17 protein-coding genes are annotated in these 12,433 nt (G+C 51.0%); 8 read left to right on the top strand and 9 right to left on the bottom strand.

Annotated features, from left to right (window positions below; translation table 11 throughout):
- Window positions 1-21: 21 nt before the first annotated feature.
- Window positions 22-999, top strand: a complete 978-nt coding sequence (corA, locus tag E3E29_RS09745; protein ID WP_167910812.1) for a magnesium/cobalt transporter CorA — start codon at window positions 22-24, stop codon at window positions 997-999.
- A 5-nt stretch (window positions 1,000-1,004) separates the two neighbouring features.
- Here corA and E3E29_RS09740 read toward each other — a convergent pair whose 3' ends face one another.
- The 6 genes from E3E29_RS09740 to E3E29_RS09715 all read right to left on the bottom strand — a co-directional run bounded on the left by E3E29_RS09740 (window position 1,005) and on the right by E3E29_RS09715 (window position 4,581).
- Window positions 1,005-2,177 carry an ATP-binding protein gene (locus E3E29_RS09740; protein WP_167910811.1) on the bottom strand — a complete coding sequence of 391 codons (1,173 nt, stop codon included), beginning with the start codon at window positions 2,175-2,177 and terminating at the stop codon, window positions 1,005-1,007.
- 159 nt (window positions 2,178-2,336) lie between these two features.
- The gene (locus E3E29_RS12095) at window positions 2,337-2,459 is read right to left on the bottom strand and encodes a PIN domain-containing protein (protein WP_167910810.1); all 123 of its coding nucleotides are present in this window, start codon (window positions 2,457-2,459) and stop codon (window positions 2,337-2,339) included.
- Window positions 2,411-2,788, bottom strand: coding sequence for a hypothetical protein (locus E3E29_RS09730; RefSeq protein WP_167910800.1), 378 nt, complete (start codon window positions 2,786-2,788; stop codon window positions 2,411-2,413). Before E3E29_RS09730 ends, E3E29_RS12095 begins: the two co-directional genes overlap by 49 nt.
- The gene (locus E3E29_RS09725) at window positions 2,785-3,009 is read right to left on the bottom strand and encodes a hypothetical protein (RefSeq protein WP_167910809.1); all 225 of its coding nucleotides are present in this window, start codon (window positions 3,007-3,009) and stop codon (window positions 2,785-2,787) included. Before E3E29_RS09725 ends, E3E29_RS09730 begins: the two co-directional genes overlap by 4 nt.
- A 40-nt stretch (window positions 3,010-3,049) precedes the next feature.
- Window positions 3,050-4,060 (bottom strand): deoxyhypusine synthase, encoded by a 1,011-nt coding sequence (locus E3E29_RS09720; RefSeq protein ID WP_167910808.1) that lies wholly within the window; start codon window positions 4,058-4,060, stop codon window positions 3,050-3,052.
- Window positions 4,061-4,113: 53 nt separating this feature from the next.
- The gene (locus E3E29_RS09715) at window positions 4,114-4,581 is read right to left on the bottom strand and encodes an OsmC family protein (protein ID WP_167910807.1); all 468 of its coding nucleotides are present in this window, start codon (window positions 4,579-4,581) and stop codon (window positions 4,114-4,116) included.
- Window positions 4,582-4,749: 168 nt separating this feature from the next.
- Between E3E29_RS09715 and E3E29_RS09710 the strand changes: the two genes are divergently transcribed.
- From E3E29_RS09710 to E3E29_RS09695, 4 genes are read left to right on the top strand one after another with little or no spacing between them, the layout of a single operon-like run.
- Window positions 4,750-5,562: a hypothetical protein gene (locus tag E3E29_RS09710; RefSeq protein ID WP_167910806.1), complete on the top strand. Its 813-nt coding sequence runs from the start codon at window positions 4,750-4,752 to the stop codon at window positions 5,560-5,562.
- Window position 5,563: 1 nt separating this feature from the next.
- Window positions 5,564-6,394: an ABC transporter ATP-binding protein gene (locus E3E29_RS09705; protein ID WP_167910805.1), complete on the top strand. Its 831-nt coding sequence runs from the start codon at window positions 5,564-5,566 to the stop codon at window positions 6,392-6,394.
- A complete protein-coding gene (locus E3E29_RS09700) occupies window positions 6,375-7,067 on the top strand; it encodes a hypothetical protein (protein WP_167910804.1) in 693 nt (230 codons plus the stop codon). The genes E3E29_RS09705 and E3E29_RS09700 overlap by 20 nt, the downstream gene beginning before the upstream one ends.
- Before the next feature lie 45 nt (window positions 7,068-7,112).
- Window positions 7,113-7,919 (top strand): hypothetical protein, encoded by an 807-nt coding sequence (locus E3E29_RS09695; protein WP_167910803.1) that lies wholly within the window; start codon window positions 7,113-7,115, stop codon window positions 7,917-7,919.
- Between the two features lie 53 nt (window positions 7,920-7,972).
- Here the strand turns inward: E3E29_RS09695 and E3E29_RS09690 are convergent, their stop codons facing one another.
- On the bottom strand, window positions 7,973-9,019 hold the full coding sequence (locus E3E29_RS09690) for an FAD-dependent oxidoreductase (RefSeq protein ID WP_167910802.1): 1,047 nt from the start codon (window positions 9,017-9,019) through the stop codon (window positions 7,973-7,975).
- A 194-nt stretch (window positions 9,020-9,213) separates the two neighbouring features.
- Between E3E29_RS09690 and E3E29_RS09685 the strand changes: the two genes are divergently transcribed.
- From E3E29_RS09685 to E3E29_RS09675, 3 genes are read left to right on the top strand one after another with little or no spacing between them, the layout of a single operon-like run.
- Window positions 9,214-9,993: an SDR family oxidoreductase gene (locus E3E29_RS09685; protein ID WP_167910900.1), complete on the top strand. Its 780-nt coding sequence runs from the start codon at window positions 9,214-9,216 to the stop codon at window positions 9,991-9,993.
- A 46-nt stretch (window positions 9,994-10,039) separates the two neighbouring features.
- Window positions 10,040-10,453: a nucleotidyltransferase domain-containing protein gene (locus tag E3E29_RS09680; RefSeq protein WP_167910899.1), complete on the top strand. Its 414-nt coding sequence runs from the start codon at window positions 10,040-10,042 to the stop codon at window positions 10,451-10,453.
- A gap of 40 nt (window positions 10,454-10,493) precedes the next feature.
- Window positions 10,494-10,823, top strand: coding sequence for a DUF86 domain-containing protein (locus E3E29_RS09675; protein ID WP_240922847.1), 330 nt, complete (start codon window positions 10,494-10,496; stop codon window positions 10,821-10,823).
- Window positions 10,824-10,832: 9 nt separating this feature from the next.
- Here the strand turns inward: E3E29_RS09675 and E3E29_RS09670 are convergent, their stop codons facing one another.
- Window positions 10,833-11,705 carry a zinc metalloprotease HtpX gene (locus E3E29_RS09670; protein WP_167910898.1) on the bottom strand — a complete coding sequence of 291 codons (873 nt, stop codon included), beginning with the start codon at window positions 11,703-11,705 and terminating at the stop codon, window positions 10,833-10,835.
- Window positions 11,706-11,810: 105 nt separating this feature from the next.
- Window positions 11,811-12,433 (bottom strand): TCP-1/cpn60 chaperonin family protein (locus E3E29_RS09665; RefSeq protein ID WP_277346701.1); only part of this gene is annotated, 623 nt, incomplete at its 5' end.

Here is a 12,433-nt window from a genome sequence, read left to right as displayed (position 1 = left end):
TCCCTATCCTGAGGTGATAGGGTGGAGAAGAAGCGGATAACCCTCTTTGCGTACTCCCCCACGGAGTTCGTTGAAAAAAGGCTTGAGGGCCTCGATGAGGTCAAGGACTACATGAACTACCCCGTCGTCTGGGTTAACATCGACGGGATGGATTTTGAGGGACTGGAGGATTTGGGGTTTTCTAGGGCTTTTCTCCACGTGCTCAAGCGCTCCCGCGGTCCGAGAGCTCTTGTCCTGAAAGACCAGCTCCTCCTTCTCATCCATCAGGTTTACCGGATAGAACGTGGCCTGAAAAAGGAGAGAACCACCTTTCTCATGAAGGACAACCTCCTTGTCACCGTCCAGGAGAGGCAGGGGGACGTTTTCAACCATGTGCGCGAGGAGATACGGAACAAGGACAGCATCCTCAGGGGTTCTGGGCCGGACTACCTCATCTATGCACTCCTCGATGCGGTCATCGAGAACTACCTGCCCCTCCTGGAGGAGATAAGCAACTCCGTCGAGAAGCTTGAATCAGAGGCCCTTAAGCGAGCCGACAGGGAACTGCTGAGGCACATCCAGAGCATCAGAAGGCAGACCTTTTTCATCCGGCGGGCGATATTCCCCCTTCTTGAGGTCTTCAGGAGGATTCGGGTTGAGGGGGCCCACCTCTTTGGGGAAAAGACCCGCCTCTACCTCGAGGACCTTTCAAGCCACATTGTGGAAGTTCTAGACCTCATAGAGAGCCAGAGGGAGATGGCCGACGGTCTAATCGACATCTACTACTCCGCAATCTCGATAAGGACGAACGAGGTAATGCGCATCCTCACCGTGGTCTCCACGATCTTCATTCCTCTCACCTTCATAACGGGCCTGTACGGCATGAACTTCAATCCCCGTGCTTCGCCGTACAACATGCCGGAGCTGAACTGGTACTACGGCTATCCAGCTGTCCTTCTCGTAATGCTCGCCATAGCGGCTGGGATGATCGTTTATTTCAGAAGAAAAGGGTGGATTTAAGTGTTTCAATAAATCAGCCCAAAGAGGAAGAGCGGGATCTTATTCTTTCCTGTAATCAGTCCATCAACTGCTATGTAGTCAGGCTTCTGGTATCTTCCCTTTCCTTCTCCGCCAACCTCGATGACCCACTCTCTAACCCTAAAATCAGCGGTCTTCTCACCTCTCTTGCCCTTGAGGTAGCAGACGCCGTAGTGACGCAGATGGTTGACGAAGAACTCCTCCCTTAAGGCCCCCTGATTAACTTTAAACCCCTTTCTGGCAAAGAACTCCCTTAAGGGGACCGTTAGATAGAGTTTGGGCTCCTTTCTGAGGCTTTCGCATGGATTAACTGAAATCAAAAGACCCGCCTTGGAAAGGTCCTCCACGAGCCGGATCGCCATGTTCTTTGAAACCTCTAAATGCTTGGCTATCCTCGAGTAGTTCGCTTCGAAGGGTGCTGAACGAGCTATGAAGTAGAGGAGCTTGAATGCATCGGTCTCGTACTTGACGCTGATCTCCCGCAGCGCGGAGAGGTCCTCAAGGATCACCTTTCGAGTGGAGTTGTCGAGGGCATCGTAGAAACCGCTCTCCGGATAGAGCACGCCTCCCTCACGCATATATTCCTGCCACATTGGGTGGAGTTCAGCGTACATGTTTGTCAGGTCAAAGGCTTTTGAGAGGATTTCTTTTAGACTGTATCTGGGAACGTCAAATCCCTTTTTGATATTGAGCCACTCCCTGAAAGAAGCCGGGGGAAGCTCCTTCAGAACGACCCTTCTTGATAGATCGGCCCCCAAATACACCAAGTCAATGGCAGATGAGCCTGAGAAGAATACCCGAACTTCATGCTCATCGTAGAGCGTCTTTAAGTCCTCGGCCCAATCCGGTTTCCTATGGATTTCGTCGATGAAAACGTTTCTGTACCCCATCTTGGCCAAAGCTTTCACGACCTCATAGAGCGAGAAGGGTTTAATAAGTATAGAATCCGCGGAAAAATAGACGCTTTTCTCAGTCTCGTTTGCCAGCTGGAGTAGGAGGACCGTTTTGCCAACGCCGCGGATGCCTCTGACACCGACATAGTACTCTTCATCGATGCTTTTGAGCTCATGGAAGAGGAAGCGCCTCTTTGGGAACTTTCTGGCCCACGCCTTTACCCGTCTGCTCGTTGCTACAAGGGATGTGAGTATCCTTTCGTCCATACCGGTATCTTCGAGTTACATATTTATAAACCTTGTCCTCATGCAAGGACGATATGCATGCATTTCGTTCTCACGAGAGGACGAAAAGAGATCATCCCTTCATCACCTTCCGCAAATAGAGAGCGAAAAAATTGTGGCGGCTCTTGGATGAGGGTGGGTCTATCTGACAATCTCAATCCCGTTAATATTTTCGAAGTCCGAGTCAAAAGTTGCTATCCTTAGAATTCCGTGTTTTATGCATGTCGCGAGGATCGTTGCATCGCTTGGCAGGAGGCCGTACATTGCGGCAACTTCTTTATTATCTCAGGTCTGTCCTCATCTGGAACAAGACTAATTCCAGCATCATCAATAAGGTCCAAAACCTTAGAAAACGCTGTTTCAATTAGTCTTGAGCCATCTGGCGTCTTGATGAATCTTTTCGCTTCGTAGATGTTCGAGATTCCATGTTTTTCCTTGACGAGCTTTCTGAATGAAACGTAAACAGCCTCGTTTATCGAGATAGGAGAAATCACCAGCTCGTTCTCTGGAATCAGTATATCCCTCGCCTTTGGTGTCAGGGATGTCATGAAAAGAAAGTTGTAGATGATATTGGCATCACCATACGCCCTCAAAGCTCCTCAGCCTCCAGAGCGTAGGCATCGAGCTCTTCAGAAGAAGCTCTTCCAAGTATTCCCATGTATTTTTCGATTGGGAGTTTTTTGCGCTCTTTTTTCCTGGATTTTAGTTCAAGGTACAGCCTAAGGGCATCGAGCTCAAGTTCTTTTTCAATTGTCCGCTTGGCATCCTCGCTAACATTACCAGGTATCCTCACACGGAGGGTTACCTCTTCCATCCTCCCACCACTTTTAGTTTTGGCCTCATTGAATATAATCCTATCCCTTCATCACCTTCCACACCAGCAGCGGGAACACCAGCGTTGCATCTGCCCATATCTCGACGTAGTCGGCCTTGGCCCTTATCTTGCCCCAGCTGACCCCCTCGCTCGGTGGCGCGCCGCTCAGGGAGCCGTCCCAGGGAACTGCGGTTGTGATGTAAATCGCGTAGTCGGTTCCCTCCCTGAAGAGGTTGGCGTTGATTATGGCGTGCTTTGGAAGCGAACCTCCAAGGATTATCGAGGCGGTTTCCTTTGCAGTGACGGCCAAATTGTTGAGCTTCACGATGTCGTTGGCGATGTCTATGACCAGCTCTCTGTCTCCCCTCTCCTCCTTGAAGAAGTAGAGCATGTCGCCGATGGAGCCGTCGGTTATGGCCGGGCAGAATATTGGCACGTTCCTCTTGTAGGCCCAGTAGATCACCGAGCGCTCCTTCTCCTTCCCGAGCTTCTCGTCCATGTAGCGGCCCATCTCGTAGATGAATTCGCTCGCGGTCAGCGGCTTTCCGCGCTCCTTTTCTATCTCCAGAACGCGCTCGAAGAATGGTATCATGTACTTCTCGAACTCGATGTAGCGGTCGTTGGGCACGAAGATGTTGCCTATCCTGTTTATCCCCTTTTCGCGCATCAGGGCGTCGTTTACGTTCCAGTCGCCGAGGATGAACGGCTTCAGAGTTTTTATGAAGTCCTCCTCGATTCCTCCGGCTGTCGTGACTATGACATCAACCTTACTCTCCTTCACGAGCCACGCAACCAGCTCGCGCAGGCCGGAGGAGATGATGTTGGAAGTGTAGCCGAGGAAAACCCTAACCTCCTTTCCCTCGGCGCGCCTTTTCTCGACCTTCTTCCAGATTTGGATGGCTTTTCCGAGGTGGGTCGCCTGGAAGCCTATTCTCTCGTAGTAGTCGAGAACCTCTTCAAGGCTGGAAACCTCGTCGGGCCACGGACCATCTATAGGGATTCCCTCTACCTCTTCGCTCTCTTTGAGGACTACATCTTTTGGCTCGGTCATGGATGGGGGTTGGAATGGGGGCGTTTAAAACTTTCGCGTATTAAAAGGGGAGATTAAACTTCATGAACCTTTGTTTCTATAACTTCCTTTACGTTGCCTTTTATGGCCTTGCTTATGAGGCAGTACCTATGGGTTAGCTCGACCAATCTTTTGACCTTGGGCCTGTCTTCCTGTGGAACAGAAAGTTCAATCGTAATGAACATCTTGTCGAACTTAAATCCTCCATCGCTGTCCTTAGCTAGCAGTGGTTTTACGGTGACTTGAAGTGATTTGAGATTAACCCTCATTCTCTCGCTGATGCTGGTCATTGTGGTTATGAAGCATGCGGCTAGGGATGCTGGTAATAACTGTTCCGGCCAGGTCATGTTGTCCTCTGGATTCATCGGGGGAACTGACAGCGGGTTGTCCACCTCAAGTTCCGTTTTGCTCAATCTTGTTTTTGTTCTACCGTCCCCAATCCACGTTGATGTAGCCGCGAGTAGTTCGGCTGCGGCTTTAAAGTCTATTTCTCCTTCGTTCATTTTTATACACCCCCATCTGCATCTTTTAGATTTTTATAATAATGTAGTGATTGAAATCTAAACTTTTCTCGTTGAATCTAAGGATGGCTTTCTTATAATTTTTTCGATATATTTATTAGTATCTCCTCGTAATTGGCTAATGTTTACTGCTAGTTAGGAGGTCAAAAAATGAAGGGCAGGGCATATACAACCGTCGCACTGCTGTTGATAATCTTCGGCATCCTGGTCAATTTTGTCCCCGTGGGGATGTACTATTTCGGGACATACTCCCACGTTCCCTACAAGGGGGCCATTGTAAATGGGAGTACACTGGAGTATCTAGTGATGGTTTCAAATCCATTCTATAATCTCACCAATGATAGACGTAATAATATACACTACGACTTGGGTCTTGATGTTAACATAACCTACTTAGGTAATGGAAAGTACAGTATCAACTACACTACATACAAATTGGCTTATAAGATGGAGAAGGGTAGTAAAGTTAAGGTTGATCCAAATTTGATGCCAAAGTTTCCGTTCTATGCTTCTGGTGGCGTGTACAGGGCATCAACCGGGCATAAGGTGATTAATGCCAGCGATGATCTGATAAAACACCTTATATCTCCAAGCCCTCCCCCGGGCTGCTGGCTGAACGATACGTTCAACACGATGCCCAACAAGTTCTATGGCATGCCGAGGACATTCATGTGCGTTGGCAATGATACGCGGGGGATGTATGTGGCCTTTGGCGACGGCCATTTCGTTCCCGTCAACATACATCCGACTAATGCCACTTTCCTGGGAACAATCGTTCCGGAGGAGTACATTAACCCCACATTAAAACCAGTGGTCACCATCTTCCTTGGCTGGGGGAACACCGTTCCCAAGCAGGACTGGAACGGCTGGTTAAAGCACGGCTTTTCGATTTCCTTCCCGCTCAACGTGAGCTTAGTGATAATCGGCATCCTCATGCTGATAGTAGCTTCGAGGAGGGCCTGATGTGACGATTGAGATAAACGTCGAGGGTCTGAGCTTCAGCTACGATTCACGGAACAGGGCGCTTGATGATGTTTCCTTTCACGTTGAGGGGGAGAGGATAGGGATAGTCGGCCAGAACGGGAGCGGAAAGACGACCCTCCTCTCCATCCTCATGGGCTTCTTGAAACCGGACGAGGGGAAGGTCACGATCAACGGTATCGTCCCTTCGAAGGAGAGGGGCAAGATCCTCAAGGTCTTCGTCCCTTCCTTTGAAAAGGGCCGCCTTCCCTACAGGATGAAGGTGAGGGAGCTCGTGGAGCTCCTTGGAAGGGTTACTGGCGATCCCTCTGGGGTGAGGGAGCTGGCGGAGGACATAGGCATAAGCGCCTTCATGGACAAGAGGGTTTACGGCCTCTCCTCCGGTCAGGAGCAGCTGGTGTGGATTTTCAACGCCTTGGCCGATCAAGGCAGAATTCCTGCCCTTGATGAGCCGTTCGTTCACCTCGACATCCACGCTTACAGGAGGGTCGTCAAGGCGCTTAAGGAACGGTTTGACAGCTACATACTCATCTCCCACGTCCCGGAGGATGTGGAACTCTTAACGGAGTCACTGGTGGTTCTTGAGATGGGAAAAGTCCGCTGGTACGGGGAGCTCTCCGGTCTTGAGCCTGCGTACGAGGTATTCGTGCCATCGGGAGCGAACGTGGATCTTCCAGAGGTCCTGGCGGACTTTGGGAACGTCCTCGTGTGCAAATGCAGCCCGGAGCTGCTCGATTCCCTGATGAAGGAGGGTAAAATCCTCGGATACAAACGTGCGGGGGTGCGGTTGCTCTATGCTCAAGTACTCGACTGAGACGTATCTGAAGGAGATACTGGCTAATTCCACCTACTGGCTCGTGCTGGCCCTTCTCCTTGGGGCTGAGTACTTTGCCGTTACCCAGTACAAGGGAAACCTCGCCTTTGTGGAGGTTCTCCAGTTCATAGTGATACCGGTGTACATATTCCTCGTTGCCGTCCCCTTCTTCACGGAGGACAGGGTCCTAACGTTCGAGCTCGTCATGTTCAGGGACTGGCTGACGGTTCCACTGGCCAGGATGCTCTCACTTCTGGCTTCCCTGCTTCCATTCCTCTTGACAACGGTTGGAATAGCATGGGGAATGGGTGAACGGTCCTTTGCACTTCCCATCTTGGCATCCACGCTCTTTTACGCCTCCCTGGTGCTCCTGATAACGGTCTTCGGGGGTGGGGGCAAAGTCTACGTCCTCTCGATGGGGGCTCTCTTCATGCTCCCCTTCTCCTCGCTGGTTCTCATTCAAAATCAGGCGAGCATGGGAAACACCGTTGGAGGGCTCATAGGTTATCTCACCTACGTAATGTCCCCCGTGTACGGCCTTCACGTTCATCACTCAGGCGTGCTAGCGATCAGCATCTCCGCGGGAAACGATGTCACGTTCCTTATTTCAGCGCTATGGATGGTTTCATACCTCCTGGTCTCGCAGGTGAGGAACGTGCGGCCCTCCGGGTGATTAACATTCTCAAAATTTTAAATTTTACATGTCTTATACTTACCCATGGGAGATGATAAAATGGTCAAGATCAAGAGTATCGCAGGGGTAATCTTAATATTCCTAGGAATTTTATTGGTCTTCCTCCCACTTGCATCATATTACCTTGAGAGCTACAAAAGCGCCGAGTTTAGAGATAAAATAGTTCCTGGGAGTGAGTTCCAGTATTTTGGCATTGTTGGACAGTTTCCGGCAGAATCTGGCGATATGTTGTCCTTTGGATTTGAAATCAATGTCACTTATCTAGGCCCCAATAAGTACAACGTATCCTACGCAGTGTACAAGCTCTATGGGGATGGAGGTCTCGATATTACTAGGTATCCTAAGTTTCCCCTGTATGCAAGGCTTATAAAAAAAGCTTCAGAGGGCAATTTGGTGACTTCCAAAGTTGGGCTTATCTCTAAGTTAATGCCAGAGGAACTAAATAGTGAGGATATTGTTAATGTAACTCACTCTTATCCGAATAAATTCTATGGCTATCCAAGGATCTACTTCATGAAATCAGGGGATGAGTATATGAAATATAAGAATTCATATGTAGCGATTTCCACTTCCTTTCAATCACCATGTGTGGATTTTGGGATGCTCTATAATCTTACCGGGATGTGTACAAAGTTGTCCCGTTTGTCTGGCCAGAATATGAGTGCGGTTGAAAAATCACTTGTAGGGGAGATCTATCTGGCTAGGGAAAATACTGCCCCTCCTCAGGATTGGGGAGGCTGGTTGAAGTACGGGATTAGTGTCGGATTTCCAGTGGACATAGCTATACTAATGCTGGGACTTATTACGCTGATAATCGGATCCAGGGAATAAGTACAAGTTTGATGATTTTCCTTTCAACAATTTTTGCCTCTTCCTTAGTGGGGTTAGCACTTCCCATTTATCACCTGGTTAACGAGCTTCGCCGCTACGGGGACCGGGAAGACCTTCCTAGGCGCCCTCTCAAGGAGCCACTCCTCTATCTCCCTTGCCCTCGCTTTTCCTTCCCTCATCGCGGTTCCTATGTTCCTGGGTGCAACAACGTCTCCTGCAAAGAAGATTCCAGCATCCTTCAGTATCTTCTCATTGGCACATGCTATTTCCCTTATCGGGCTGGTAGGAAGCTGGCCGATGGCGTAGGCAACGATGTCTGCATCGAGTATGAACTTTTCGTCTGTTTGAATGACGTTGCCTTCCACCAGCTCCGTCCGGGCGAACTCAACTCCCCGGGCTCTTTCGTCTCCAATAATCCTCACTGGGGAGGCAAACTCTATGAACTCCACTCCCTCCTCGACCAGCTTCCTTACCTCCGTCTTCGCGTAGCTGTGCTCCAGTCCCCGCCTGTAGACCATCGTTATCTTCTCCGCCCCAAGGAGCCTGCCCTCAATGGCAACGTCTACGGCGGTGTACCCTGCCCCGATAATGACGAGGCGTTTGCCCTTAATGTTCGGAATCTTCTCCCAGGAGTAGTACTCCATCCTCGCCATTTTTATGTGGTGGAGCAGGGTGAGGGCGTCATACACGCCGGAAAGCTTCGCCCCGGGGATTGTTAGTGCCCGCGGCTTCCACGCTCCCGTCGCTATCAGAATGGCATCGAACTCACCGAGGAGCCTCTCCAAAGAAACGAAGTGCTCGGCCCACTCATCACCCAGCTCCCTTGGAGAATCGTACACCACCTTCGTTCTGAAGTGGAAGCTCACCCCAAGCCTTTCAAGGTCTTTTATTCCATTCCTAACTGCCTTTATTGGTATCCTTGCCTCTGGAATTCCAAAAGCCACCATTCCGCCACCCTCTGGCATCTTCTCGTAAACATGGACTTCGTAGCCTCTGCACGCTAGGTAGCCGGCCGCAGTTAGCCCAGCGGGTCCGGCACCAATTATAGCAATTCTAAACGGTTTGGGCCCTTCTTTTGCTCTGCAAATGTAGAATCTCACACCCATCACCCCAAGATTTTTCAGAACTTCTGATTTTTAACAAAAAGTTTTCAACTTTAAGGCACTTTCTATGAAAAGTTTGTACAAACGGCGAAAACTCCTCAAATTCGAGAAGCCTAATTCGTTGTAAAGACAAGGTTATTAACCCGAGCGCCGGAGGGGTAAACATGACGGTGAAGATTGACCTAAACGGGATGAGGGTTCTCGTCACTGCGTCATCACGGGGGATCGGTTTCAACGTCGCGCGTGAACTCCTGAAGAGAAACGCGAGGGTAGTCATCAGCTCCCGGAATCCCGAACGCCTCCAAAAGGCTAAAAAAGAGCTGGCGGAGTTTGGGGAAGTCCACGCCGTAAGGGCGAATCTATACGATCAGGGGGACCTGGAGAACCTTGTAAAGACCTCCTGGGAGCTCCTCTGTGGGGTTGACGCCCTCGTCTGGAACGCCGGAAACGTCCGCTGTGAACCCTGCCTTCTTCATGAGGCAGAGTACATTGACTGGCTCGAGGCGGCCGCACTTCACTCGGTCGCACCCGGTTACCTTACGACCCTCTTACTTCAGACCTGGCTTGAGAAGGGGATGAAGGGGACGCTCGTTTATCTCAATTCTGTCTCGGTGAAGGAGCCAATGCCACCGCTCGTCTTGGCAGATGTAACAAGGGCTGGACTGATCCAGCTGGCGAAGAGCGTTTCAAGGACTTACGGAAAGAAAGGCATCAGGGCCTACTCCGTTCTCCTTGGAAGCTTCGATACCCCCGGCGCAAGGGAGAACCTCCGGCAACTTTCCGAGGAAAGGGGTGAGCCTTTCGAGGAGACCTGGGAACGGGAAGTCCTGTCAAGGACGCCACTCCACAGGACGGGCAGGTGGGAAGAGCTCGGCTCGCTGGTGGCTTTCCTGCTGAGCGAGGAAGCCGAATACATGCTCGGCTCGACGGTTGTGATTGACGGGGCTATGACGAGGGCGGTGGATATCTGACGAAAGGCTTATTTTATTCAGTTTCCAACACCCACAGGTGGGAAAAATGGTCAGCATGGAGGAGCTTCGCAGAGACTTCAGGGAGTTCAAAGACGCCTGCATGGGGATTCTTCTCTATGGCTCCCGCATCAAGGGAGAGGCAACTGGTCGGAGTGATGTTGATGTGTGCCTTGTGAGGCCAAAGCCTGGGACGTACGAGAAGGTTCTGGAAAGGCTCGGCGGTAAGTACGATGTGAAGGTTTTTGAGGAGCTACCGCTGTACGTTCAGGTAGATATAATCAAGAACCATAGGGTCATCTACGGGGACGAGCTCGAACTTTCGGAGTACTTTTACAGGTTCAGGAAGCTCTGGAGCGACATGGAACATAGGATACGTGAAAACCGGTTTAAAAGCGTGAGGGAAAAAGCCAGGCTGAGGAGGCGTGCCCGTGAGAAGGCAAAGGTATTTGGAAAAGCTTGAGAAGTTGGAGGGGGAATATGAGTTTATAAAGTCCCACGAAATGCACGATGAAGTTACACAGCGGGCGTTGCTTTACTCTCTGCAGGTTTGTGTCGATGTCGCCATGGACATTGTGGCGATGCTAACCAAAGACCTTGGAATTACGGTAGAAGACGACTATACGAATATTGAGCGGCTCATCAGGAAGGGCGTTCTTTTCCCACAGGAGGGCGAGCTGCTGAAGAAGTACAATGGCCTGAGAAACGCCATCGTCCACAAGTACGATCGGCTTAATTTAAACAGCGTCATTGACGGCCTGAAGAGAATCGATGAGCTGTACGAAGTAGTTCTCAAGCTCATCGAGACCTACGAGAAGCTCGAAGGAGAGTAAAAGATAAAATCAGAAGTAAATCCCCATCTCCTCCGCTATCTTCCTGAGCCTTTCTATCCTCGCCTCAGTTGGTGGATGGCTTGAGAAGAGGTTCGCTATGCTCATGCCCCTGAACGGGTTCACGATGAACATGTGGGCTGTGGCGACGTTGCCTTCTTTCATAGGTCTATAACGGACAGCCTGCTCTATCTTCATCAGCGCGCTCGCGAGCGCTTGGGGTTTGCCGCTTATCCTTGCGCCCCCCTCGTCCGCCAGGAACTCCCTTGAGCGACTTATGGCTGCCTGAATGAGCATTGCCGCTATTGGAGCGAGGATTGCAACGAGTATCGCTCCGATGATTTCACCGCTATCGTCTCTGTCCCTGCTGAAACCGCCGAATATTGCTATCCAGCGAGCCCAGTAGGCTAATTGTACTATCGCACCCGCCATTGCCGCTGCCACTGTGCCTATCAGGATGTCCCTATTCTTCACGTGTGTCAGCTCGTGACCTATGACCCCTTCCAGCTCGTCCCTATTAAGTATCCTGAGAATCCCCTGGGTCACCGCAACGACCGCGTGATTCGGGTCTCTCCCCGTTGCGAAGGCGTTGGGGGTCTCGGTGGGGATTATTGCTACCCTTGGGGTAGGCAGACCGGCTCTTTCGGCCAGATTTCTGACTATCGCATACAGCTCAGGGGCCTCGCTCTCGTCGACTATCCTCGCGTTATACCAGCTCAGCACGATTCTGTCACTGTACCAGTAGGTGAAGAAGTTGAATATCAGTGAGAAGATAAACATCATCAGCGCCCAGCTCGGCCCGCCGAAGATGTAACCTATGCCCATGAGCAGGCCGGTCAGGACTGCCATTAAGACACCAGTTCTCAACCACATTATCAGTCCCATAATTCTCACCCCATGACTAAAATAACCGTTGGATATTAAAAGTTTTGGGTTCAGCTTAACCCGACCCTCAACTGAGGGGTAGAAGAGATAGAAAAGGAAGGGGCATCACATGCCCATGTTCATGTCGCCCATTCCACCCATACCGCCAGGCATTCCACCGCCCTGGCCGCCTTCGGACTTACTGGCTTTGGCGGCGATGACGTCGTCGATGCGGAGTATCATTATAGCCGCCTCGCTGGCGCTCTTGACAGCCTGCTTGGTCACTCTGGCTGGGGCAATGATGCCGCGCTCGAGCATATCTGCGGGCTCACCTGCGAACACGTCAACCCCTATTCCAATGCCCTTGTTCTTGTGCTCGCTGATAACCCTCACGAGCACGTCAATGGTGTCAAGGCCGGCGTTCTCTGCAAGTGTCTTCGGGATTATCTTGAGAGCATCGGCGAAGGCCTCGATGGCCAGAGCCTCCTTGCCACCCACCTGCTTGGCGTACTCATCGAGCTTAATGCTGAGCTCAATCTCCGGGGCACCGCCGGCCGGAAGGATGGCACCGTCCTCCATGACATCCTTGACGACCTTGAGGGCATCCTCAAATGCCCTTTCAACCTCGTCAACGACATGCTCGGTGCCGCCCCTGATGAGTATGGTCACGGCCTTCGGGTTCTTGCAGCCCTCAACGAAAATCATGTTCTCGCCGGCGACCTTCCTCTCCTCGACGAGCTCGGCCTCAC

This window comes from Thermococcus sp. Bubb.Bath (genome assembly GCF_012027595.1).
Classification (GTDB): domain Archaea; phylum Methanobacteriota_B; class Thermococci; order Thermococcales; family Thermococcaceae; genus Thermococcus.
This window is presented reverse-complemented; position numbering and strand designations above follow the sequence as displayed.